This window comes from Lachnoanaerobaculum gingivalis, from assembly GCF_003862475.1.
GTDB lineage: Bacteria > Bacillota > Clostridia > Lachnospirales > Lachnospiraceae > Lachnoanaerobaculum > Lachnoanaerobaculum gingivalis.
The window spans coordinates 183601-209017 of the sequence record NZ_RRCO01000002.1; the positions used below are offsets into that span (position 1 = coordinate 183601).

Annotated in this window: 18 protein-coding genes and 2 pseudogenes; 16 read left to right on the forward strand and 4 right to left on the reverse strand. The window is 36.6% G+C overall.

Annotation, left to right across the window (positions count from 1 at the left end; all coding sequences use genetic code 11):
- Positions 1-118: 118 nt before the first annotated feature.
- A complete protein-coding gene (locus EHV10_RS05085) occupies positions 119-754 on the forward strand; it encodes an NAD(P)-dependent oxidoreductase (protein ID WP_128673732.1) in 636 nt (211 codons plus the stop codon).
- A gap of 361 nt (positions 755-1115) precedes the next feature.
- On the opposite strand, the pseudogene EHV10_RS05090 reads toward EHV10_RS05085, so the two are convergent.
- A pseudogene (locus EHV10_RS05090) lies at positions 1116-2484 on the reverse strand (transposase).
- 491 nt (positions 2485-2975) lie between these two features.
- Here EHV10_RS05090 and EHV10_RS14715 point away from each other — a divergent pair.
- The 5 genes from EHV10_RS14715 to EHV10_RS15365 all read left to right on the forward strand — a co-directional run bounded on the left by EHV10_RS14715 (position 2976) and on the right by EHV10_RS15365 (position 4885).
- Positions 2976-3227: an SIR2 family NAD-dependent protein deacylase gene (locus EHV10_RS14715; RefSeq protein WP_207667138.1), complete on the forward strand. Its 252-nt coding sequence runs from the start codon at positions 2976-2978 to the stop codon at positions 3225-3227.
- Entirely contained in the window at positions 3220-3399 is a 180-nt protein-coding gene (locus tag EHV10_RS14720; protein WP_243116072.1) for a hypothetical protein, read from the forward strand. Before EHV10_RS14715 ends, EHV10_RS14720 begins: the two co-directional genes overlap by 8 nt.
- A 48-nt stretch (positions 3400-3447) precedes the next feature.
- Positions 3448-4032 carry a GNAT family N-acetyltransferase gene (locus EHV10_RS05100; protein ID WP_128673734.1) on the forward strand — a complete coding sequence of 195 codons (585 nt, stop codon included), beginning with the start codon at positions 3448-3450 and terminating at the stop codon, positions 4030-4032.
- A gap of 325 nt (positions 4033-4357) precedes the next feature.
- Positions 4358-4564 carry a hypothetical protein gene (locus tag EHV10_RS14900; protein WP_243116073.1) on the forward strand — a complete coding sequence of 69 codons (207 nt, stop codon included), beginning with the start codon at positions 4358-4360 and terminating at the stop codon, positions 4562-4564.
- Positions 4565-4732: 168 nt separating this feature from the next.
- The gene (locus EHV10_RS15365) at positions 4733-4885 is read left to right on the forward strand and encodes an ATP-binding protein (RefSeq protein ID WP_243116088.1); all 153 of its coding nucleotides are present in this window, start codon (positions 4733-4735) and stop codon (positions 4883-4885) included.
- A gap of 135 nt (positions 4886-5020) precedes the next feature.
- On the opposite strand, the gene EHV10_RS05115 is transcribed toward EHV10_RS15365, so the two are convergent.
- Positions 5021-6883 carry an IS1634 family transposase gene (locus EHV10_RS05115; protein WP_128673213.1) on the reverse strand — a complete coding sequence of 621 codons (1863 nt, stop codon included), beginning with the start codon at positions 6881-6883 and terminating at the stop codon, positions 5021-5023.
- Between the two features lie 156 nt (positions 6884-7039).
- On the opposite strand from EHV10_RS05115, the pseudogene EHV10_RS15370 reads away from it, so the two are divergent.
- The 3 genes and pseudogenes from EHV10_RS15370 to EHV10_RS05130 all read left to right on the forward strand — a co-directional run.
- A pseudogene (locus tag EHV10_RS15370) lies at positions 7040-7219 on the forward strand (ATP-binding protein); the annotation flags it as partial.
- A gap of 93 nt (positions 7220-7312) precedes the next feature.
- Positions 7313-7555: a hypothetical protein gene (locus EHV10_RS05125; RefSeq protein ID WP_128673735.1), complete on the forward strand. Its 243-nt coding sequence runs from the start codon at positions 7313-7315 to the stop codon at positions 7553-7555.
- Positions 7556-7563: 8 nt separating this feature from the next.
- Positions 7564-7941 (forward strand): hypothetical protein, encoded by a 378-nt coding sequence (locus EHV10_RS05130; protein WP_162497852.1) that lies wholly within the window; start codon positions 7564-7566, stop codon positions 7939-7941.
- A 23-nt stretch (positions 7942-7964) separates the two neighbouring features.
- On the opposite strand, the gene EHV10_RS05135 is transcribed toward EHV10_RS05130, so the two are convergent.
- Together EHV10_RS05135 and EHV10_RS05140 are read right to left on the reverse strand one after the other, a co-directional pair.
- A complete protein-coding gene (locus EHV10_RS05135) occupies positions 7965-8162 on the reverse strand; it encodes a helix-turn-helix transcriptional regulator (RefSeq protein ID WP_128673736.1) in 198 nt (65 codons plus the stop codon).
- Between the two features lie 9 nt (positions 8163-8171).
- On the reverse strand, positions 8172-8678 hold the full coding sequence (locus EHV10_RS05140; RefSeq protein ID WP_128673737.1) for a hypothetical protein: 507 nt from the start codon (positions 8676-8678) through the stop codon (positions 8172-8174).
- Between the two features lie 166 nt (positions 8679-8844).
- Between EHV10_RS05140 and EHV10_RS05145 the strand changes: the two genes are divergently transcribed.
- From EHV10_RS05145 to EHV10_RS05175, 7 genes are all read left to right on the forward strand, one after another.
- Entirely contained in the window at positions 8845-9660 is an 816-nt protein-coding gene (locus tag EHV10_RS05145; protein ID WP_128673738.1) for an endo alpha-1,4 polygalactosaminidase, read from the forward strand.
- A gap of 148 nt (positions 9661-9808) precedes the next feature.
- Positions 9809-10057, forward strand: coding sequence for a hypothetical protein (locus EHV10_RS05150; protein WP_243116074.1), 249 nt, complete (start codon positions 9809-9811; stop codon positions 10055-10057).
- Positions 10058-10074: 17 nt separating this feature from the next.
- A complete protein-coding gene (locus EHV10_RS05155; protein WP_330508470.1) occupies positions 10075-10320 on the forward strand; it encodes an ABC transporter ATP-binding protein in 246 nt (81 codons plus the stop codon).
- A 658-nt stretch (positions 10321-10978) separates the two neighbouring features.
- The gene (locus tag EHV10_RS05160) at positions 10979-17986 is read left to right on the forward strand and encodes an InlB B-repeat-containing protein (protein WP_128673739.1); all 7008 of its coding nucleotides are present in this window, start codon (positions 10979-10981) and stop codon (positions 17984-17986) included.
- 14 nt (positions 17987-18000) lie between these two features.
- Positions 18001-22743: an N-acetylmuramoyl-L-alanine amidase family protein gene (locus EHV10_RS05165; RefSeq protein WP_128673740.1), complete on the forward strand. Its 4743-nt coding sequence runs from the start codon at positions 18001-18003 to the stop codon at positions 22741-22743.
- 137 nt (positions 22744-22880) lie between these two features.
- The gene (locus tag EHV10_RS05170; protein WP_128673741.1) at positions 22881-23891 is read left to right on the forward strand and encodes an asparaginase; all 1011 of its coding nucleotides are present in this window, start codon (positions 22881-22883) and stop codon (positions 23889-23891) included.
- Between the two features lie 21 nt (positions 23892-23912).
- On the forward strand, positions 23913-25262 hold the full coding sequence (locus EHV10_RS05175) for a CAP domain-containing protein (protein ID WP_128673742.1): 1350 nt from the start codon (positions 23913-23915) through the stop codon (positions 25260-25262).
- The last annotated feature ends 155 nt before the right edge of the window (positions 25263-25417 follow it).

Sequence of the window (25417 nt, forward strand, 5' to 3'; positions counted from 1 at the left end):
ATTATTACTCTACTTTGACAAGACTGAAAAAGTAAAGTTTAGGAACTTACAGTCTAAGAAATCAAAGAAAAACAAGCTTTAGTGTGGAGAGGAAAGTTTCCTCAGAAAGGAGCCAAACATGGCAAAGATCGCAGTTGTAGCAGCAAACGGAAAAGCAGCAAAGAAAATCATTACAGAGGCAGTAAACAGAGGTTTCGAAGTAACGGCATTTGGAAAAGGAGCAGAAAACGATACGGATGCCAAGAACTATATCCAAAAAGATATTATGGAGCTTACAAGAGAGGACTTAAAGGGATATGATGCAGTGATAGATGCATTTGGTGCATGGACAGCAGAAACTCTTCCTCTTCATAGCAAGACAACACAGCACTTAGCAGACATTCTCTCCGGTACCGAGGTAAGACTTTTAATAGTAGGAGGAGCGGGATCTCTTTACGTAAATCCGGAGCATACGATTCGACTGGCTGACGGAAAGGACTTCCCTGAGGATTACAAGCCCATTGCACAGGCCATGGCAGTAGCACTTTCCAAGCTTAGAGAGAGAAAGGATGTGAAGTGGACTTACATCAGTCCTGCAGCAGATTTTCAGGCAGAAGGAGAGAGAAGCGGAAAATATATCCTTGCCGGAGAAGAGTTCACCCTAAATCCTGCAGGAGAGTCTGTGATTTCTTATGCAGACTATGCCATTGCCATGGTGGATGAAATCGAATCCGGAAAGCATATTCAGGAAAGAATTTCCGTAGTAAGAGCGTAATAGCGTATGAGTATGGAGTAGGATTAGCGGCTAAATCAGGCATAATCCCTATGGATAAGCAAGGAAGACCTTGTTTTTGAGAGAAGTTTATTAGACTATAATTATGTAATTCTATATTGTAGGTAATTGCGAAACTCGCTGAGCTCGTTCGCAATCATTATTGTATACAAGGATAAATTTGTGCAAATCACAAATTTCAAGCTAAAAAGTTGATAACTGCAAGATTTGGGCGCACTTTAATAAGCATAGTGATTATATAAAGTTGATAAGTCCTAAGCAATTAAAGATTTTAAACTTCTGATATGTTGTCGTTGGTTGATTTTATCAGCAACAACTACAGTTAATAACTGTGAGATACCGGCTAGCAGTAAATCGGAATGCAGTGTTTTTTCATTTGTTGTTTTCCGTTTGGCAATGCAGAAACTGTCCTTAAAGTGATTGATTGATTTTTCAACATTTACCCTGATCTTATATGTTTCATCCCACTCTTTAGAACCTCGTTCTACTCCGGGATAAGCTCTGAGATTCTTTTCAGGATAAACATAAATCATTCTACCGCAGGAAGAAGTTGTACAAGGATTGTCACAGTGACAGACACGCCGTTTGGACTTGTCTTGTCGGTTGTATTTCCATTTCATTTTTGGACAAACGAACTTCATTGTAGACAGTTTGCTCCTTAAATGGGATTTACTTCCTTCACGTTTCATCGGAAGCGAAGAATCATGAGGGCAACAGGGAATCCCATTTTCATTGAATGTATATTTAACATTATCCATTGAGAGATTAACTTTTAAAGGAATAAATGCTTTTTGGAAATTGAAATCTTCAAAAAGTAATTTGTAAATCTCAATGGTATCAAAGGCTGCATCACCAAGGAATATAGATGGTTTAATGTCTGGATGCCTTGTTTTAAAGTCCTTTAAGGTAGGCAGTAAAGCCTTGGAATCAGCAAGTGATTTGTCTTCATCTGGAGACTTTGCTTTCTTTTCAACTACAATGTCAGGATGGGAAGAAAGATAATCCTTGTTGTAGAAATCAATGGAACGAACAATTCCAAGTCCATTGGTAATAATACCGAACTTGTAAGCGTAGCAGAAATGCCCGTTAATGTACTGCTGTTTAACCTCATGGTTTGATGAAGCTGATGTAGGCATAGAAGCGTATGCCACCTTATAAGGGTCATAAGAACTATCAAAATTCATAGATCTTGCATAGGATTTGAGCTGCCTGATAATGCGGTTGGCATATTTAGGATTATTTTCGGTTACATAAGCTTCAATACCTGAAGTATCAAACAAAAGCATAGAAGCAAGGTTGTTATCAATATCCCTACATATCGGTTCAGTTATATCAACAAGCTTATCAAAAACAGATTGTAAGTCCAATAAAAAATCTTGCTTAAAACGAGTGATTTTAGAGGCATCAGGAACTTTGGTAAAGCCGCAGAATTCTCTAAGATGTCTGGAATAATGAAGGAAGACCAGTAAAAGAGAATCTGTAGGAATAGAAAACAGGCGTTGAATGATCAAAGCCCAAAGCATAGCAGTCAAAGGATATTTTCGATTTCTACCTGTGGCTGCATAATAATGATTGTAAAAAGAAAACGGAATAATTTCATCAAGGTCAATGTGATTTTCGAGCAGAGTAAGAAACTGAGGTTTGTCAGATTCAAAAATATCTTTACAATCTTCAAAAATATCTGCCAAAGAGAGTTGTTTTTGTGATATCATAGTAATGTCTCCTTTAGGGATGTGGTTTATGGTTTTGTGCAACTCCATTATATCACAGATCTAGAGGAGATTTTTATATTCAGTAACAAAAAAGTGTCGTATTTATACGGCTTTTGGCGTTTCGCAAACGCCTAAATTCTATATTGTATAGAAAGGAGCGGTGCCCATGTTTTTCTTTAATAGTAATACCATACAGCATCCCGGAGAAAATATTCCATACGAAGAGCAAGTTCGTAAATTAAAGGAAAAATTCAAAATGCGGAGGCTATTATGCTGGGTTCCGGCTCCGAACTATCTACTGCCGCGGGCGTTACCTACAGCGGAGAGCGTTTTCAGAAGTATTTTTTCGACTTTGCCAAAAATATCCTATACAAGATATGTATTCCGGAGGCTTCTTTCCCTTTGAAAGCCCCGAGGAATTTTGGGCATGGTGGAGTAGAAACATTTACTTTAATCGCTATATTTATATCTATTCGGATGTCTATGGAAACATGAAAAAAATAGTGGAGGGAAAGGACTATTTTGTCTTAACCACCAATGTGGGTCATCAGTTTCAAAAAGCAGGCTTTGAAAAAGAAAGACTCTTTTATACACAGGGGGATTTTGGACTTTTCCAAAGCACCCGCCCCACAGTGGCAAAAACCTACGACAATCAGGAAATCGTGGAGAAGATGCTGGAAGCTTTTATCACTTCCCCGATATGTAAACATTATGGGGATGGTGGAGCCGTCACATTTGGGTAAATCGGTATATGAAAGCACTGAAAAATATCCTTTTTGGAAGATGACATATGACAATAAAAAGGCAATATATGCATGTTTAAATTATGGAGAAGCTTTCTGTCCTGAGAAGATAAATGGTAGAAGTATCTGTATTGACGGGGATATTGGAGAAGTACTTGCCAAATTGAAATAAGCTGATTTATGATATGCATATAAAAATCTATAAGTATAGGTGGTAGTCATGGATATTATAATAAAAGAAGCAAAACCTGAAGATGCTAATAAGCTGATTGAATACACAAAGATAGTAGGTGCACAAACCGATAATTTAAGTTTTGGCAAAGAGGGAATAGATGGAACGGTTCAGGAAGAGAAAGAATTTATTAAAAGGATAAACTCAGATCCTAAATCTGTAATGTACTTTGCGTGGAAGAATGAAGATATAGTCGGATGTGCAAATATAAGCGGTATGAAACGCAGGATGAGCCATAGAGCAAATTTTGCTGTCAGCGTGGTTAAATCAGAATGGGGAAGTGGAATCGGAAGTGCACTTTTAGAAAAATGTATTTCCTTTGCCAAGGATAACGGAATAGAAATCATAAACCTTGATACTAGAAGTGATAACTTGCGAGCGATTAGCCTATACAAAAAGTTCGGATTTGTGAAAATCGGCCGGATACCTGCCTTTTCAAAAATAAACTGTGAGTATATAGATGCGGATTTGATGTATCTGGACTTGAGAGAGAAAATTAATAATAGAAAAATAGAAGCATTTGAAAGATTAGAGACAATAAGAAGAGAAAATAAAAAAGAAATTGATTTTTAATAAAGAAATAGAGTGGGCAATGAATGAAAAACATCAAAAACAGCCTTAATCTCAATAAGTATCAAGGCTGTTTTTTGTTAAATATTCCTCTACCTTCCCGTCTTTATATCAGTACTGTTCAGATAAAGTAATCCTATAGCAAAAGAAATGAAAATATAAAGTATACAAGTTATTATTACAACAGGTAGATTTATTTCACCGGTTATATTTGTGCTGCCAATAGAGTATATAAGCATTGAAAAAGGTGTTGCGTAGAAAAATCCCTTCACGGTGAGGAGAAGACCTAAAATATTTCCGAGGAACGCAAGCCCTACAGGTATTGCAAATGAAGGTATTATCAGCGAAAGCATACACTGAAAACTTGAAACGGCAATTATACAAAGTACACTTGCAAATTTTGAAAAAATCAAAGTATACTTTACAGGATGTAGCCAAGTTTACAAGGTATTATCTGGATGACTATCCTGTACGTACGTATATAGTCGGTGAAGACAGATTGCTTATAGTCGGAAAGTTGAATGCAAAAATATGAAATTTTATTAAACCAAGAACTTTTTGAAAGAGCTATTGTAAATCTTTTGAATAATACTTTTCGTCATAACCCAGACGGATGCAGAATATATATAAATCTATATAAAGAAAATAAGAAAACAGTTTTGGAGATAGCGGAAGCGGAGTACCGGCTGAAATTTTACAAAGACTGAATGAAAAATCATATGCCGAGAGTAAAAGCGTCGGAAAACATGGACTCGGACTTAAGATAGTTAAGAAGGTAGCATGGTATCATAGATGGAAAGTAAGATTTTATAATGGTGAGGATGTAGGATTTGTGTGTAGGATGGAAATAAAATAGGTAGTAGCTAAGATTGACAGGGATTTATTATAATCCCATCTTCAACAGTTTGGGAATAGAAAAGTGGCTTGAAACCCTGTATTTACAAGGCTTTAGCCACTTTTTTAAGTATCTAAAAAATGTTGTATGGAAAGTTCAAGTTGAAATCTTTTTTATTTTTTTATTTAAATCTTTTGGCTGATAGTATTTCTTGTCCAATTCAAGATTAAAGATAGCATTTAATGACGTTAGTACTTGTGAATTATCATATGTTGACATATAGCATACATCTTCTAAATTAGCTACCTGCATGTTATTCAAAGTTTCTATAACATTCTCTACAGTGAAATGCGTTCCATACATATCCAGCTTCTTTTCCAGAATCCTATATATTAAAAGAGCTGTGTAACAGACCATAAAGTGTGCTACTATTCGCTCTCTATTTTGATGAAATACAGGTCTGGCTGAAAAATTGGTTTTCATTATTCTAAAGCAATCTTCTATCTTGTATCTGTTTGAGCTAATTTCTAAGATATACTTAGCTGAATCTTCAAGATTTGTTGCCACTGCATAGAATCCATCATACTTTTCTTCTTCATTTATGGCTTCTTGGTTAAGTTCGTAGGTATCTACAGCTTTTTCACCGGAGGATGTTGATGTGGTTCGTTTTATAAAACGAGTTATATCATTTGCCCCTTTTTTATAGGTTTCGGGGTCCAGCTTAGTAAGGAGCTTCTTAGCCCTTTCTATCTGGCGATTTCGTATAAATCTTTGATATTCCATCATTTTTCTTGAGAATGAGACAATGATTTTTTGTGGAACTACGGCCTTTGACTTAACTTTCTTAATAGTACCATTCTTACATGCCTTTTCTTCATAAAGTCCAAGGTCAAATGCCTTATCAGCAGGGATTATCTTGTATATCCTATCATCGTACAGTTCTGCATTAACTTTATCAAACCTATCAAAATCTTTCATTTGCTGAATAGTTGCAGGTTTATCATTAGATAATAGGCGATAATCAATATCACTAAAAATAGCTTCTTTTAACGTATTAGAAAGCATCTTTATGGATTGAGTAACAATAAAAGCTCTGCCACCCATAGAATTAAAATTTCTGATATTTAAAGACCCAAGACCGGCATCAGCACAATAAATAAACTTTTTGCCCTTAAACATAGTTATTAGCTTTTGTTCTAAAGGAATAGCAGTAGTTTGCTCATTATCAGAACCGGAAGTAATGCACATAGATAGTGGTATACCGTCTTTGTCCATAAATAGTCCCATTTGTACAATAGGATTTGGTCTATGTTCTTTACTCACACCATATTTTCGTAGACCTTTAGTCACTTCACCGGTTACAGGATCAATATAATCTTCGTCATTTGATTCTATTTCAAAGTAATAGTTTGAGCAGTCAAAAAAACATACCGAGGTATCTCTCTTTATTAATTTCGTACTTGCATCATATAGATGAGAAATATACTCATCATAATGATCATACATAATGTCAAGTGTACGAAGAATGTGTTCGTAACCAAATGTGGGTTGCTCATAAAAGCTAACAAGATTCTGATGAGTACCTAGCTTGGAGTCAGGATTAAGTATACGAGAATAAGTGAGGAATCTATTTACCAGATTTGGGTCAAACTGTATTCTAGTATCTTTTATTATATTTTTGAAGAAGGCTCCAATCTTGAGATCATGGTAAATTTGCTGAAGGAAAAAATATCCTATGTTTAAAAGTTTAGACTTAGATACTAAATCATCTTGATAGGTGATTTTTTCATTAAAGTCAAACTTAAAATCTAAAGCTACCGATTTATTGTTTTTTAACTCCTCATTATATCTTTTGACCTCATCAAGAGCGTAAGCCAGAGGGTCAGCGGTAGTTTTTAGAAGTTCGGAATGTTTTCCTATGCGAACCACATTTTTAGTAGTAGTCTTTTTTCCGTTTCGGATTCCTCTTTGAATAAAATAAGTAGGATCCTTCGATTTTTTGTCATACCAAAGTTTCATACTTCATTATATCATATAATACAACAAAATACAACAATAAAATAAAAGAAATTTGACACAGAAAACCCTTTATTTATAAGGCTTTAGAGGCTGTTTGCATGTAACAAACTGTTGAAGACCCGAAAATAAGAAAACAGTTTTGGAGATAGCGGAAGCGGAGTACCGGCTGAAATTTTACAAAGACTGAATGAAAAATCATATGCCGAGAGTAAAAGCGTCGGAAAACATGGACTCGGACTTAAGATAGTTAAGAAGGTAGCATGGTATCATAGATGGAAAGTAAGATTTTATAATGGTGAGGATGTAGGATTTGTGTGTAGGATGGAAATAAAATAGGTAGTAGCTAAGATTGACAGGGATTTATTATAATGTTATTCTATAGACACAGGTGGGAATTCCCACAAAATTAGGTGTTTTTTAGGGGGATTTATGAATACAAGTGTAAGAGAATATGATGCAAAGTTAGATTCAAAGAAAAGAATTACTTTAAGAGGATGTATATTTGAGTACTACCATGTTAAAGAGAAAGAAGACGGTACAATACTGCTTGAGCCTCGTGAACTTAGAGAGCCGTTCAGAATTTCTGAAAATACATTACATATGATGGATACAGCAGTCGAAAATATTAAAGACGGGATTACATCAGATGAAATTGACTTATCTGAGTTCTAAGGTGAAATATGTATAAAATAAAATTGGGTGTACCTGAAATGAAAAATTTTTGGGATAACCTTTCATCAAAGGTAAAGAATAATACTGCAAATAAGGAAGATGAAAAGCAATATAAGAAGATAGGTAAAGCGTTTAAATTATTGTCGGAAAATCCTAGATATCCCGGGCTGCAAACGCATGAGATAGACTCTCTATCAAAGAGATACGGATTAAAGGTATGGGAATCATATTTGGAAAATAATACACCAAGAGCAGGTAGGATTTTTTGGGTCTATGGACCGGAAAAAAATGATATTACGGTTATCGGATTGGAACCGCATCCTAATGATAAATCTAATGCATACAAAAAGATTACATTATCTAAATTGGGTGAGGAAGTCGATTAAAAAATAAGAGGGCAAGTACCCTCTTATTCTTCTTCCCAGAACAATTCATCTAAAGTCTTATCAAGTGCGTGGCAGATGGATAGGCAAAGACGAATGGTGGGATTGTAGTCTCCCTTTTCTATAGCATTTATAGTTTGGCGGCTCACACCTACTATATCTGCAAGCTGCTGTTGAGAGAGGTCTTTGGCGGCTCTGGCGGATTTTAATTTAAGGTTTTTCATAGTTCTCCCTTATTCCTCATCTTTTTTACATCTGTCTATAATCAATTTTATTACCAAGTTTAAAGCTAAAATAATAATGGCAACAGCTGCAATAAAATTTATGCCTTCTCTAAACTGTAATACTCCGTCTTTAAACAATGTGTGATCTGATACAGGCCTTATTAAGTAGTAGGCATTTAATAAAAAAATAATGATATAGGTGATAAATTGCTTTATATAATTATTCTTTTTATAACTGCCACAGGCGTCATTAAAAATAATATAAGTATTCAGCACAATACCTGATATAAAAAGTATTATAACACTTATAAGATCATTTGAAACAGGTAATGATACAGTATCTTTTGTGAATACGTGTAAAATTGAAAGTATCATTACGGTAAAGTATGCATAAGTATAACCACGTCCTCTGACAGCCAACTGTCTTTCGTCATATTCTTCTTTTGACTTTTTTGAATTGAAAGCCAAAACTCCAAATACACCTACAAAAAATAAACCAATCATAATATATTCCATAAAAACTCCTTTCAGACAAAATGTCATATATGTTTTACATCATCAATATAACTCTTTAGTTACATTATATCAAGTATATTTTACTTTATGTAAAATTATGGGCTTGCTTAAAGTATATATAATTGATATAAATAGGGTGTATAAAATATAGAAAGGATGTTTTTCTATGAAAAAAAATGGAGTTATCATCTTGGCTGTTGTCTGCGGCATTGTTCTTTTTGCTTTTGCTAAAGCCGGATTTTTACAAGATAAATATTACGGTGTATTTATAGGTATCAGTAAAGAAGACGGGATGAAGCTTAATAATTACGAAGTTCTGGTTCTTGAACCGACTGAATTTAATAAGGATGATATAAAGAAACTACATGAGAAGAATAAAAAAATATATGCCTATCTTAATATAGGGTCTTTGGAAAGCTACCGTCAATACTATGAGAAGTTTAAAGGTAAAGTCTTGGGGAATTATGAGAACTGGAAAGATGAGTACTGGATGGATGTTTCTGATAAGGAATGGCAGAATCTTGTTGTAGATGAACTTGGAGAAAATATCGCAGATAAGGGTTTTGACGGATTTTTTATAGATAACTGTGATGTATATTATCAATTTAAGGATGAAAATATCTTTAACGGACTTTGTTCTACTTTGAAGGGCCTTCAAAAATATAATCTTGATATTATAATCAATGGTGGAGATACTTTTGTGAGTAAATGCATTGATGAAAAAATTGCAAAGGATATGTTTGACGGTGTTAATCAAGAAAGTGTATTTACCGATATAGACTTTGAGCATAAAACTTATAATAAAAAGAGCATAGAAGAACGAGAATATTTTACAAAATACTTGAAAAAAGTGAATTCGTGTGGATTAAAAGTATTTCTACTGGAATATGGGGCTGACAGTAAACTTAAAAATGAGATAGAAAGATATTGTATTGAAAACGATTTCCATTGGTACAATGCGAAAAATATTGAGCTGAGGTAGGTAATGGCTATACCCAAAGGGGCATAGCCATATTGCATAAAAATTTAGTTTTATGTACTGACTTTGTTTACTAAAATACTAAAATACATACCTGGTGTAAATTTTAATCATTTACAGATACTGATTTGAATTACTTGAAGGGAGAAAAATGAAAAAAATAGCATTATTAACAGGATTGTGTATATCAGCACTTGTATTATCTGCATGTAGCAATCAAAAGAGAGTAGTAGGTTCTAAAGGTGATCAGTACACAATAAATAAGGATGTACAAAAGGTTGGCAATGACTCGGAAGAAAAGGAATATGAGCCATACACCATAACTCTAAATCTTGAGAGAACGGGTGCCGGACAAAATACAGACATTTTCTTTCATTATCAGGTGGAGAAAAGCAAATAACTTTACTCGCCAGAGCATTGAGTCAGAAAGCTCCTGTAATACTTCTTGATGAACATACAAATCACTTGGATATAGGATACCAGTATCAAATCATGAATATACTTAAAAGACAAAGACTGACAATACTTTGTTGTGTACATGATCTTAATATAGCGGCGTCATATTGTGATAGAATTATTTTGATGAATGATAAGAAAGTATTTGATGTCGGAAGTCCGAAAGAGATTCTGACAAGGGGAACATTAAAGAGCTTTTTGATATAGAAACACATGCAATATAGAATTAAAAGACGGGCAGATTGAATATAATCTTTATGCCTGAGGAATAAATATCTTAAGTATCATAAATAGTGTGAATGAGATTATCATTTACACTATTTTTTCTTTATAGACGGTTTTAAAAAGCATTATAAATATAAAAAATAAGAAAAGTTTAAGAAAAAAACTTTCAAAGTATCATTTGATAGTTCCAAAAACATAAAAAATAGAGTAGAATAGTAAGGATTTAAAAATCAAATTTTATTGTTATTAAGGAGGTGTAGGGTTAATCGGGTAAATTTTCATTTTTTTGCAAAGCAAGAATGCAATAAAATGAAGTCTTTGTTTATATGGATAAGGGCTAGATTCGTATAGACAAATTTCATTCTTCTATTAAGAAGATTGTTTTAAATTAAATTGGGTAGTTTATCTATGCAAGAGGGTAAACAAAGGTAAAATAAAGGATATAAAATCAAGGGAAGATTACTTGGGCTAGGTAAGAAACCCTTATTTTGAGAATAAAAAACAAGGGTAACTTACTTGGGCTAGGTAGGAAACTCTTGTTTAGGGTGCGAAAAATACGATTTTAGATTCTTTATATTTTCAATGGAGGATAACAAGATAATGATTTTATTTTGTACGAAAAGAAAAATAGAGGTGATATATGAAAAAGAATAATCACAAGGGTAAAAGACTGTTGGCGGGTCTACTATCCTTTTTAATGGTGGCAACAACGCTGCCTTTTGGGGAGATGGAAGTAAAGGCGACCAGTTTGGTGCCGAATACAAGCTTAACGGATAATGGGGATAGATACCCGTATATGACTACAAGTGGTGCCGGTAATAATAGAATCAGTTATGGTTCTTCGGAATCTACAGGATTCACATTCCAGAAGATGGGAGCAGGACTTACTGGCCAAAATACTAACTACGATCCTGCCGATTTATTTACTCAAGGGGGTTACCTATATTCCAACAACATTGGTAATACAAACTCCTTTAATATTTCAGCAGTAATAGATGATACTGAAACAGCTAGAAGTGGTCCTCAAAAGGGTTATACTACTGCTGTACGTACTGCATATGGAAAAAATTATTGGCCTACTTATTATGGTTTTGGTGAGCCTAGACCAAATGATACAATTAATTCACTTACATATTTGACACCATATATTACATACAGAGGGAACGGGATTACTCCTGATGACGCTTCAATGCAAGGTAATGATTATTTTGCGCATCTTAGTGGTGCAGGAGCCGCTGCTAAATATAAGTCAATAGATCCCAATAGTTTTCCTGTAAAACTTTTTCCTGCTACATATAATGGTGGCATCACAGAACTTCAAGTACCAGGAAAACCGGCAGGTACAAAAATTGAAGTCCGACAAGAAATAAAGCCGGATGACGATGATAAAAACTTACTGGTAACTTATACAGTAGCTAACACAACTAGTGATAATATAAAATTTATGATTGGTAATGAGTCAGATACATTCTTATATAATCATGACAAGGCACCTATCTTAGTTACAAAGGGTGGAAAACATCTTCACATGATGGCAAATTTGACAAATACAGAAGTGCAAGATTTATTTAATAATGGTGAGTTGGCTTCTACAGATAATACTTATAAACTTTCTGACTTTGATGTAAAGGTAAAGTCGGGAGAGGGAAGGGTGTGGGCCGGTCAATGGCCAATGACACCATGGGATGCTACAAATTCATCAGTGTATCATACAGGTTTTACGTTTGTGAAATCAAGGGAATCTTTGGTACAGGGATATGATTCAGCAGCAGCTTTTTCAGCATTCTTTGATTTGGCACCTGGGCAAACCAAGAGTACAACCTTTGAAGTTTCTATGAGAGTATCTGTATACTATGTTGATCCTACTTATGGTGATCAAAATGGTGCATCTACAGGATATATTACAAAACCTTATAAGAATGTACAGGATGCAATAGATGCTATAGGAGCCAGTGGAACTGAAAAGGCATATATTTATGTAATGGAAGATACAGAGATTCCTTCAACACTTAATTGGAATAATGCTTTAAATTTAAAGAGTCTTACAATCCAGACCAGTCTATATGATAAAATAGGTTCAATGAGTGTACCGGATGATCCAGGTTACTATGGAACTCATCCGGAAGATATGCCTGACGGTCAGGCAAAGAAGCTTATTCGTAAGAACGATTTTACTGGCGACCTAATAGAGGTCCCTGCCGGAAAGACGCTTACTCTTACAAATATAGAGATAGATGGTAACAAGGCTGCAACTGATACAGCAGGTACTAATGTTACAGGTGCTTTGGTAAAGGTTGAAGGTCAGCTTAATTTGAAATCCGGAACTACACTGATAAACAATAAGGTTAAAGGAACTACTGCTAAGGCTTCGGCTATAGATGTTGAAGGTAATGGTGTAGTGGCGGCAAATGCAGGTACAGGTACTGTAAACATTACAGGTAACGAATCTGATAACAAGGTTTCTGCTGTAAGTCTGGCAGATGCAATGGCTATTACCGGTTCAACACCAACTGTATACCCATTTACACTTGCAGGAAATGTAAATGTAACAGGAAACACTACTACAGATACAACTACAAATACAACAACTAATGCCAATATAGGTCTTGGTGCAAACTATCTTTATATACCAAAGGGAGCTAAGTTTACAGGAAGTGTTGGTGTAAATGAAGCAGACCAGACAAGGCTACCTTCTTCAAATACTGAGGGAAGTACAGTATTAGACTACTCCGGAAGAGGAACTGTGGCACTTCCATATTCAATAGGCAGTATTACTGCAGATAAACCGGGACAGACGATTGCACCGGGCAATGTATCACAACAGGTAAGAACCGGAACCACTATAAACGGTGGAACAAATCAATTACAAAACGTTGTATACTTAAAAGCACCTGTATATAGCTTTACGCTAAACTATGCAGATGAGGATGGAAACAGCATTCCATTTGGAAATATGAGCTTTACAGGAAGTGATCATATAGTTGGTACAAATCCGTATACAACTTCATATGCGGCAGGTGCAAATATAAAATATGATTTACCTACACTTACAGGAAACTATGCCGGGTATGTACTTGACAGAGTTGATATTCCGTCAGTAGTAACAACTGTACGTTCACAAAACGATACATCAGGAACCCCAAACGGAAATATTATAGGTACTATGGGCACCAACTCTGTAAATATTACGGTGTACTTTAAGAAAAATGTTGTTCGTTATCATTTTGATACACAGGGTGGTAATGTGATAGCAAATATGGAAGAGAATGCCGGCGCATCTCTAACGGTCACAACTTTAGGTGCTTTACCAATTCCGACAAAGTATGGATATAATTTCGATGGTTGGTTTACATATACTGATAATACTGGGGATGAAGTATATAATACAGGTGATATAGATGGTGTTGCATTTAATGGAGTACCACCTGTAACTGGTACTTCTAATACATTCCCTGCACCTACTATGGCAGGTAATGTATATCTTTATGCAAAATGGACACCTGATCCAACGCTACATAATTTTACAGTAACACATAAGAACTCGAATGTAGCATTACCTATAGACTTTGGTAGCGAACCACCTAGACAGTATAGCTTTACACAACCAATTACTGCAGATCCGCTTACTTCTATAGCAGGATATGAATTCAATACAGGTGTGCTTAATCCATATAGTGCCGGAACTGTGAATGCTACATCAGGTCATGTAGATGCAACAATGAATACAACAGGAGTGGATCTTACATACAGATATAAGGTTAACCCTGCTGTGACATTTACTTACACCATTCATCACCGTGACAGTGCGGGAAATACATTGGCAGCTGATCAAACTGCTTCATTAAATGCAGAACAGATTTTCTCAAGTCAGCCTGATACTTCAATTACAGGATATAATTATACATCCTTTAGTATAGTACAGGGGGGACATGAGGATTTAACATTCCCAAATTATAAGACAGGTCTTGACAGTGCAGGTTTTATAACATTAAATGACCAGACAAACGGACTGTTTACTGCACATATGCCGAATCAGAATGTAGAAATCACATATATTTATACAGCCGATTCTTCAAACAATCTTGTTCGTAGATTCTTTGACAGAGAAGTACCGAATAGTGTACTTGCAAGTAGTGTGGATGCTATAGCACCCGGTTCTACTATTACAAATATGCAAATACCTGCAATAGGAACTACTGCAGGAGATAAGCTATATGGATATATCTGGGATGGCAACTCTACAGCAGACATTAATCCTTCAGGTTCAACATGGGGAAGTGTAAATCCGGCAGATGGCGCATTAACCGGAGCTATGCCTATTTCATCCACAGGACCTATAGGTGTTGACTACAAGCTTAGTCGTGATCCGAATAAGTGGAGAGCTATAAACTTCCAGGTTGCAGCTTCTCCAAATAATGAGGGAAGTATCGGTGCATTATTCCCCGGAGTTCCGACTACATTCCTTGGTAGTGACGGTACAGCTTTAGGTGACAGAAAAGCAGATACATTTAATAAGCTTAATGCTCAGGGAAGTATACCGGGAACGGTAGCTAATCGTTATTATAAGTTTGACGGTTGGTATATGGATGCTGCCGCAACTATACCTGTTGTAGGTACCTATCCGCTACCTTCCGATACAGCTACAGCAGGAAGTACTCCACTTACACTTTATGCAAAATTCATTGAAGATCCTTCTATGTGGATTGATATAAACTTTGCCGCAAATGCAAATGGAAGTGTTGGAACACCTGCTACACTTCATAAGCCATATGACTATACATGGGGACAGATTCAAAGTGATTTACCAAGCACTATTCCTGTTGTAAACTACAACTTTGCCAACTGGAGTGACAGTGCAAATAATGCAATGACTGCAACAAGTCCGCTTGTAAATAATGCTACATACTATGCGAACTTTACTAAGGATCCTGTTACATGGGGACTTACTATAGGTTCTATAGTACCGACAGGTCATCTTGGAAACGATGGAAGCGGTGAAATCAGAATAAACGGTACAACACCGGGAAATGTATATGTTATAAGTGATAAGAACGGAAAGATTGTAGCAGTAGTTACAGGTGAAGCTATTGGAAGTATTACAAATGTTCCAAATCTTATTCCGGGAGCACACTATGATGTGCAAGAGGGTACACCTGATACTATTGCTGTTGTAGGAAATCCTACGTCAAGTATTACAAGCAGTAATATATCAGCACCTATAGATACATATATACCTACAGTTGATAATAACTATAGTGTCGGTTATGATCCGGAAAATGACGGAATGGCTGAGGTTGTTATAAATCCTGCCGACCCTGATGCGGATTATGCACTTATTGACGAAAACGGAAATGTCATAAATTATCCGGGAAGTGATAACGGATGGATAGGTTCATCAGGAAATCCTTCAATAGTTACTTTTAAAAACCTTAATCCTAATGAGACATACACAGTAGTGGCAAGAAGAAAGGGTGATACATCTATTACTGATCCGCTCAGTAAATTGCCTGACGGAAATGCAATTACAGCTAACCCCGGAGATATGGCTGATGCACCTAAGTATATTGTAGAAGCTGTAAATGGCGAAGTTGTAATGGTTGGAGCTAACAGTGTTAATGCAGTAAGCTTTGATAATGCAAAGGCCGGAGATATTGTAAATCTGCATGCAGATATGGTGAATTCTGCAGGATATAACTTTAAGTATTGGCAGGTTCTTGCAGGTAGAGCAGTAGGAGTTACCGGAAAGATACTTGATAATGATTATTCATTTACAATGTCAAATTCAAATATTGTTTTCAAGGCGGTATATGATTTACCTAAGATTGCAGCTGATGATGCGGATGCAGATGAAGAAATCAGAGGAGGTGCAGTAGGAGAGTTCGGACTTGATCCGAATCAGATACCTGCACTGGCACATGATCTTACATCACCACAGGATCAATCACTTATCGGAATAAACGGAGCAAAGGTTGACTATAGAGTTATATTCTCAAAGAGAAATGCAAGCAATGCTGAAAGCGCTTTGGTAAAGCCTGTTTCTATTTCAGGTGTGGATCATCCTGATGCATACACTGCAGCATACGCTCTTGATATAGAACTTGAAAGATATGTTGACGGAAGAAAGGTTGGAAGAGCTACAGATTCAAATGCAAGCATTGATGTAACAGCACAGCTTCCGGCAGCAGATACCGATCAGCTTGACTATGAGATTTTTGATGTAACTACAGGTACACCTGTTGCTATGAGTTATATAGGAGAACTTGATAATAATGCAGGACTGTTTAAATTTACTGCAAATATAAATCATACTTATGTTTTGGTTTATTCAAAGATATTTAAGGTTGTGTTTGTAGATAATAAGCCTGTACTTGACTATAAGTATTTGAATGATACAAGCAGAAACTTCTATCATAAGTTTAAGGTTAGAAGAAAAGAGGCTGTAGAGGATGCGGATTATTCTCTTGACTATTCTCTTGTACAAGCATATGCGGACGGAGAAACAGCCGGAAATCTTGTAACACCTTTTGAAGATATTTACGGTGTGGAACACAACTATAAGAATTGGTCAAAGAAGGAGAATTCTCTCTCTGTATTTGATCCTTCAATGAATATTACAAAGGCTATGACTATCTATGCTTACTATGAAAATAACAAGCCGAAGGTAGACAAAGCCAGAGTAGATCTTAGAAATACAATTCAAACAGCAAAGGATTTACTTGGTGATCCTTATCTGAAGGCAGGCGAGGCTGATACGATAAGAGAAAAGATATTGGAAGCTATGGATACATTAGCTTGGGCTAGAGGTATCTTGGATAAAGACGGTATCGACCACGGAAGAATGGCAAACTATGCAGAACTTCAAAGAGCTATTGACGGATTGCTTGATATTATTAACAGATACAGCAATATATCTAACGGCAGAATTGCAGACAGAAACAGAAGAACCGGAGGTGCAAGCGGAGGTGGTAACTCTTCAGCAGGAAGAGGATCTATACTTCTGACACCGGGAGAAAAAAATACAATAGGCAATAAGGCTTCTCTTGAGGGAAGCAATGTAACAAGCTTTATTTTGGGAACTGACGGTAAATGGGAGACAAATCCTGTGACCGGTGGATGGAGTTTTGTACTTAACGGTGGCCTTCCACTCAACTCTTCATGGGCAAAGATTCAGATTCCTGACAGTCATGGAAAACTTGTGAGCAGATGGTATTTCTTTGATTCAAGGTCAACTATGGTAACAGGATGGATGCAGGATCCTTCTACAAAGAACTGGTATTTTATGAATACCGGGAAGGGAGCTCTTGAAGGTCAAATGGTTCTTGGTTGGGTACTAGATACAAATACAAATAAATGGTATTACATGGATGAAGACAATGGTGTAATGACAAGAGGATGGCATAAGGATCCTCAAGACGGAAGATGGTACTATATGGATAATTCCGGTGCTATGCTTACAGGATGGCAAAATATTGGAGGAAAGAACTATTTCTTCAATCCTGTGGTTCCTGCACCTACATATGAATGGAATTCTACTGATATGAGATGGGATTATGTAAAGACATCTTCAAGACCATATGGATCAATGTATGAAAATGAAAAAACACCTGACGGCTACACTGTAAATGCCAATGGTGAGAGACTTCAGTGATATTGGAGAAAAATATGAAAACAATGAAAAGAAAAATTGCGACCCTATTGGTTGGAACAATGTTAGCAACCCAGCCGGCAAGTTTGCCGGTTTGGGGAGCAGCGGTTACCCAGCCGGATGCTCCAACAGGTTCAAACTTTCAGTTTAATTTTACGGATTTGAATCCTTCTTTAAAAAATATTATTCAAAACATTAATATTACGGGAGGAACTGCAAATACATTAATAGATACAGGTAGTGGAGACTTTCATGGAATGGAAGTAAATCACACCAATCACTATGTATATCTGCCTTTCGTATCGCCGGACACAGGTAATCCGGATAACGGAACTTTTGATAATACAAAGACTCTTGACGGTAAATCTTGGGACAATATCGGATTGGAAGGCTATGCGATAGAGCATTGGATGACTGATAAGGAAAACGGTTTTGGTTTATGGAGAATGGACGGCCTAAATTATCCAAGTAACGGAAAAACTTATTATGCTAAACTTAAGGCCGATCCAAGTAAAAACTATAATTTAAGAGTAAAGTATACTGCTGATACAGGTGTTTATGTTCCGGGACTTCCGGCAAATTTAGATACAACAAAAAATGTATTAGATGCAATACCGCAGTCACCTATAGTACCTAACGGGTTTAAGATAACAAATACAGGTGCAGACGATACTGTTAAATTTTTCAAACCTAATACTTCACCTTTATTTACAACACCATTTACAGGTTTTAATGCTATTGATTCAGGTTTTACTATGGATAATAATAAAAACCTAAGTGGAACCATGGTAAATAAAGATACAGAAATTACATTTAATTATGCAGTAGATACAGGTGTAAAAAAATCTTTGCAAGTAGTGGATGAGATATACCAAGATGCTGCTTTAACTGTTTTGTCAGGTAGAAAAGGAAGAGTAGGTGGCTTATACTATGAGTCTGCACTGGAAAATATTGGTACAAAGAATATTGGACCAAATACAAACATCAGTACAAAAGATGTTACTAGGGCTGCTTCATCAGATAGATATATTCTTAAAGAAGTAAATATAAGTTATATTGACAGCGATAGGAATATTGCAATAAGTAATCCCACAGCTAATGCTACATTGCTTACAAATGATGCAGTTTCTGCTACAGGTAACTATACAAGACTCACTGCAAATTCAGTAAGCGCAGCAACAGGTGCCGGTGAGATAAGTGGTCAAATGCCAAACCAGGATGTCAAGATAACCTACAAATACTATATCAATCCAGCATTTGAGACTACACTTAGTGTGAAGTATATGGATGATAGGGGAAATGATATCACAAGCCTGATATTATCGGAGTATGAAAGAGCTAATGGAGCACTTCCTACAACAACCGGAGCATCTAACGGCAGCAAATATAAAGAAGTGGATGGTTCGGGTAATGCAACATTCCTCAAATTTAAAACAGGATATAGCAGTACAGGTTCATATAATATTAATATACCTGTTCCTAAGGTAGCTAATTATAAATACGGTACAGATCATCCGAAGGCACAGCTAAACGGTGGTACCGCAACATGGGGTAGCTCATATCAAACAGCTATAGCAAATATTGATTCAAGCTGGAGTGATACAAACCAATACTTTGATTTAACTACTGTCGCTACAGGTCCTATCGAAAATAAAGAGATAATTGTAACATATGCAGTTGATCCTACAGCTATAGTTCAACTTATTCCGATAAACGGAGCCGGAGGAAGTATAAGAGTTGCAAATTCACCTACAGCTGCAGAGTACAATGTAAATACAGATGCTGCAATTAATCTGTCAAGGCTTAATCAGACAAGTACAAGTACTACATATGATGTGGATATAAAGCCAAGTGATATGATATATTATCCGGTACCAAACGCAGGGTATAGATTTGATCATTGGGAGACATCATCTGAACTTGGATCACAGCTTGTAAACTTAAATCTTGGTACACCTCAGACTGTTACAGGAATTCCAAAAAGTAAGAATACAATTACATTGACTGCCAAGTTTACAAAGATACCAAGTAACTTTAATACTTATCATTTTAATATAGGCGGTCATATATCTCCTTTGCCATTGGGTCAGGATGCGGAGATTGCAAATGTAGATGCAAGCGGAAATCCTATAAATCTTACTTTTGGTGATTTAAGTGCTTATACTGCAGTAAATGCTGATACGGGTTATACTGTACAGTGGTTTGACGGTAACTTTAATCCTGTTGATGCAACCACACCTATTAACAATTTGAACGGACAGACTTTTACAGCATTTGCACAGCCGACCACAGCACTTGTAGCAAATGCACCTGTAGCCGACGGTCAATTACATCCTACAAACGGAACACCTTCAATACAGATACATCCTTCATCTATTGACTCAAGGCTTCGCTATGTAATAGTCGATCCTATTACAGGAAATGTTGTAAAAATAGTGAACGGAGCAAATCTTGTACCTACAGCCGGTGAGATAACAGACAGTTCGCTCAATCCGGGACAGAGCTATCAAGTATATACAGCTTTACCTACGGCAGTGATATCTGTAGGAATGCCTGTTCCAAGCAGTGATGTTTCAACACCGACATCTACAACAATACCTACAGCAATAAATCCTCAGCCGGGGGCTGATCCGAATAATCGTGGTAAAGCTAAAATTACAATATCACCTTTATCTGCAAATACAGACTATGCACTGATAGGACCAAACGGAGTGGTATATCCGTTTACAACTCCTTCAGGAAACAATATTGTATTTGACAACCTTGATCCTGATGTGAATTATCAGATAGTAGCAAGACCTACAGGAACAACAACAGATCCTGTAACCAGACAGGCTACTACATCACCTACAACTGTAAGTACTGCAAACCTTGTTATTGTTAATACGAACAATGATATAACACTTATTGCAGATGCCACTCCACAGTATACTTTTGTGAGAATTAACGGCGCAAATGCTTCTGCCGGAAACCCTTTACAGGGTGTAGCTGAAGGGACACAAGTAGAAATAAAGGCAGCTCCTATAGATACCTCAGGCAAGAATTTCCAGAGCTGGAATGTAGTTAGAGGCCTTAGAAACTACAATATTGTAGGAGACAGAATTGCATTTACTATGCCTAATGTTCCTGTTACATTACAGACAGTATTTTCACCGATATCAGCAAGTAATACATGGTCTAAGAACTACGTGGACAATCTTGGTTCAAACCAGAATGTCGGTGTTATTTATCCGGTAGTAAATGAGGCCGGGGACTTTAGAATTCAAATTATAAAGTCGAGCATACCTACAGCTACAAGAAATGCTATTGCATTTGAAACAGATGACAGCTTCAAGTCTGTTTTCCTTATGACATTTAATGTTCAAAAGAAGAATCCTGCAACAGGAAATTGGGAGAACTATGTAGATCCTACAGGAGCAGACATTACATTCGATGCAAACATTGAGACAGGTGCTTTGCTCGGCAACAGAAGCTATGGATTCTATGAGCTTGGAGGAAGTCTTGCATCACCTTCAAATGCAGGCGGTAATACAATAAATCCGTTTACAGGAGTTGATTTCACATCACCTTCTTATACAGGAGAGTTCTCGCTTACAGTGGCAAACGGTTCAACATATGCTTGGGGATATACACTTCCTGATGATGTAAGAAAAGTTATAGTAAGAGATGCAAGAGATGGCAGTCTTGTTTCCACACTTAATATTGCTCCTACAAGAGTAATAGAAGATTATGCGTCTTTGTACACAGCAAACATTACAAATGACTATGTGGATAATAATGGTATAACATGGCATTATGAAGGTGTGAGTGATGACAGAAATTCATTTGTACCTACAGATACAACTACAAGAGTATTGTCTGATGCTACAGTATATCTCTATTTCTCAAATGACAGAGTAGATAGAGCTCAGGCTGCAAGAGACCTTGACGATCTTATAAAACAGGCTAATATTGAACTTCCAAAAGTTGCCAATACAGGAATGTTACAAATGGCAATTGATGCTGCACAGGCTGTACTCACAAAGACTAACAGAAAGTCATCAACAGCCGAGTTAAAGGCTGCATTTGATGCACTTGAGCTTGCATTAAAAAATGCAGGAAGAAAGTCAACCGGTGGCGGTTCTTCAAGTGGCGGTAGCTCCGGTCGTGGAAGCTCAGGTGGTGGCGCAGCTTCTTCAAATGCAGGAAGAGGAAGAGCTAACACTTGGTCAGGATCAACACCTATTGCAGTAGGCATAGGCGGAAACTGGGAACTTATCAATCCTGAGGAAGCAGCTCAGAATCTTGATAATTCAAAGTGGATATTTAAGCTTACAACAGGTGAGAGAGTAACAGGATGGCAATTACTAAGCTACACATTTGAGGGCAGAACAAAGGTTGAATGGTATCACTTTGAACAGGACGGTATCATGGATAGCGGATGGTTCTTAGATAGAGATACAAACAAGTGGTATTATCTGTCAATGAATCATGACGGCTTCTTTGGCGAGATGATTAAGGGATGGCATCATGATCCGGATGATACAAGATGGTATTTCCTTGACAGAAACGACGGTCATATGCATGTTTCATGGGATAAGATCGATGGAAACTGGTATTTCTTCAATCCTAACCCACCGGCTCAGACATGGTTCTTTGACAATACCACAGGTCGTTGGAACTATGGAGATAACAAGGATATAAGACCGCTTGGTTCTATGTATGTAAACGAAGAGACTCCTGACGGATTTCATGTAAATGCTGAGGGAGCTTGGCGATAATATTGTCTGAACTATATTCAGATAAAATGGTGAACGCCTCGATTCGTTCGAGGCGTATTACCTAAAATAGGGTAATTATTCTACTTGAGTTTTGCCTTATTTGAATGTATTCTAATATATCGAATAAGGAGTACACTATGAAGAAGATTTTAGTGATAGGAACAGGTGGAACGATTGCTTCAAAGCAAATGGGTGAGGGATTGTCACCGGCACTCTCGGCACCTGAGATTTTGACATTTGTACCTGAAGTAGAAGAGTATTGTGAGATAGATGTATTGCAGGTTTGCAATATTGACTCTACAAATATTACTCCAAGTATTTGGCAGGATATAGCAAGAGCTATTGAAAGAAATTATGATTTCTATGACGGATTTGTGATTTTACACGGTACGGATACTATGGCATATACTTCGGCGGCTCTTAGCTATATGATACAAAATTCCAGAAAGCCTATAGTTATCACAGGAGCACAAAAGCCGATAAGTATAGACGGCACAGATGCAAAATTAAATTTAAGAGACAGTATTCTCTATGCATGTGATGATTATTCTCAAAATGTTGTTCTGGTATTTGACGGTAATGTAATTGCCGGTACCAGAGCAAAAAAGATGATGGCAAAATCATTCAATGCATTTCATAGTGTGAATTTCCCGGTACTTGCAAGAATCCAGGAAAAGCACATAATAAGATACATTCCATACATACCAATGAGAGAGAGGGTAAGATTCTTCCTTGACTTAAGTGATTCGGTATGTGTATTAAAAATGATTCCGGGTATGAAAGAGGGCATGCTTGGATATTTATTTGATAACTATGATTGCATTATTATAGAGAGTTTCGGAGTTGGGGGTATACCCGACAATATGCTTGATAAATTCTATACTGAGATGGAGAAGTGGCAGGAAATGGGTAAATTCATTGTCATGGCAACTCAGGTGGTAAACGAGGGTTCCAACATGGAAATTTATCAGGTAGGTCAAAAAATCAAAAAAGATTTCAATCTTATAGAGGCATATGACATGACATTGGAAGCTACAATTACGAAATTAATGGTCCTGTTGAAAAGATACACATCATATTCGGAGCTTAGAAGAGCTTTCTATGAAGAAATAAATTATGACATATTATGTGCATTTGAGAGATTGTAAAGTCTTATTTTGGAGATTAAAATGGGTTTAAGCAAGAAAATCTTGGGATTAATTTTTGTTTGTTTTACAAGTTGTTTATTATCAATGACTGCTTTAGCATCACCTCCTGTTTTAGAGGGATGGAAGCAAAATGATATTGGGTGGTGGTATAGACAGGTCGATGGCACATACCCTAGTGACTCTTGGAAAAATATAAATAAAAAGTGGTATTATTTTGATGATAACGGTTACATGGTAGAAGACTCATGGGTGGAAAACTATTATTTGGGTTCTGACGGTGCAATGCTTGTAAGTGCAATGACACCTGACGGTCACTATGTACTTGAAAACGGTGAGAGGATAGAAGACAGCTTGGATGCAAATCAGACCGGTATTACTGTCAACGTTCACAAGCCGGATGTTGATAAAAGAGAATTGGAAAGCTTGATTGGTCCGGGTGCGGAGTTAAGCGAGTATTATAAGAGTGAAGTTTTTGAAAATTTGGAAAATAATATAGATTCTTTGGCCGGTGAGGGTATCAAAGAGGTATACGATGAGAATAATGCAGTAGAAGCTTATACTTCAAATCTCTTTGAAGAAACAAAAGTATTTGAAAACACAAATAATAATATCGGACCTGTGGCTGACAATACAGCTTCTGATTCAAATAATATAGGACCGACTGCCGACCAAAACAATGATACTGCAACTCAGGCAGTGCCGAGTGTTAATGATGCCAATGAGACTACAACTCAGGCAGTACCAAGTGCTAATGATACTAATGTTACAAATGTTCCTACAACTGTTATTACAAACGACAATGTTGAAGGAGATACAAGAGCAAAGATTATTGCCAAACTTAGGGAATACGGACTGAGTGAAGCTGAGGCAAATTTATATTATTTGATAAATGAGTATAGAGAGAGTCTTGGACTTTCTAAGCTGTCATTCTCAAAATCGCTTACAAGTGTTGCAAGAGCCCATGTAAAAGATTCACATGATTACACACCGAGACTTCAGCTTGATAGCAGAGGTATTCAGGGCAATCTGCACAGCTGGTCAAATAACGGAAATTGGAGCAGTGGAGCATACACACCCGATCATGCACATGCACAAATCATGTGGGATAAGCCAAGTGAGTTGACAGACTATAAGGGAACGGGATATGAAATATCCGTATACCACAGTATAGGAATAGATCCTAAGCTTGCTCTTGATTTATGGAAGAGTTCTTCAGGTCACAATGAAGTAATAACAGGTGATAATGACTGGTCATTTATAACAACTATGGGAGTGGCTATGGATAAAAATTACTCTCATTTATGGTTTGGAGGAGATGAAGATCCGGCAGGTTATTATGACATTGAAGGATATGAAGTTGTACATCCATAAAAATAAAAAAACTTATTGACAAACAAAAAGAAAACTGATAACATAAACACGTTGAAAGAAAGCAGGTTCGCCTCACCTTAGCACAGGAGTGACTTTGGTTCATATAAACATTTTTTTGGTTTTGATTAAATGATTATTTGGGCGGATAGTTTTCT

Bases quoted from the DNA above. Each gene is read 5' to 3' on its own strand.
- EHV10_RS05085 (WP_128673732.1), top strand. From the start codon at position 119: ATGGCAAAGATCGCAGTTGTAGCAGCAAACGGAAAAGCAGCAAAGAAA.
- EHV10_RS14715 (WP_207667138.1), top strand. From the start codon at position 2,976: ATGAAAAAAATAGTGGAGGGAAAGGACTATTTTGTCTTAACCACCAAT.
- EHV10_RS05100 (WP_128673734.1), top strand. From the start codon at position 3,448: ATGGATATTATAATAAAAGAAGCAAAACCTGAAGATGCTAATAAGCTG.
- EHV10_RS14900 (WP_243116073.1), top strand. From the start codon at position 4,358: ATGAAGGTATTATCAGCGAAAGCATACACTGAAAACTTGAAACGGCAA.
- EHV10_RS05115 (WP_128673213.1), bottom strand. From the start codon at position 6,883: ATGAAACTTTGGTATGACAAAAAATCGAAGGATCCTACTTATTTTATT.
- EHV10_RS05125 (WP_128673735.1), top strand. From the start codon at position 7,313: ATGAATACAAGTGTAAGAGAATATGATGCAAAGTTAGATTCAAAGAAA.
- EHV10_RS05130 (WP_162497852.1), top strand. From the start codon at position 7,564: ATGTATAAAATAAAATTGGGTGTACCTGAAATGAAAAATTTTTGGGAT.
- EHV10_RS05135 (WP_128673736.1), bottom strand. From the start codon at position 8,162: ATGAAAAACCTTAAATTAAAATCCGCCAGAGCCGCCAAAGACCTCTCT.
- EHV10_RS05140 (WP_128673737.1), bottom strand. From the start codon at position 8,678: ATGGAATATATTATGATTGGTTTATTTTTTGTAGGTGTATTTGGAGTT.
- EHV10_RS05145 (WP_128673738.1), top strand. From the start codon at position 8,845: ATGAAAAAAAATGGAGTTATCATCTTGGCTGTTGTCTGCGGCATTGTT.
- EHV10_RS05150 (WP_243116074.1), top strand. From the start codon at position 9,809: ATGAAAAAAATAGCATTATTAACAGGATTGTGTATATCAGCACTTGTA.
- EHV10_RS05160 (WP_128673739.1), top strand. From the start codon at position 10,979: ATGAAAAAGAATAATCACAAGGGTAAAAGACTGTTGGCGGGTCTACTA.
- EHV10_RS05165 (WP_128673740.1), top strand. From the start codon at position 18,001: ATGAAAACAATGAAAAGAAAAATTGCGACCCTATTGGTTGGAACAATG.
- EHV10_RS05170 (WP_128673741.1), top strand. From the start codon at position 22,881: ATGAAGAAGATTTTAGTGATAGGAACAGGTGGAACGATTGCTTCAAAG.
- EHV10_RS05175 (WP_128673742.1), top strand. From the start codon at position 23,913: ATGGGTTTAAGCAAGAAAATCTTGGGATTAATTTTTGTTTGTTTTACA.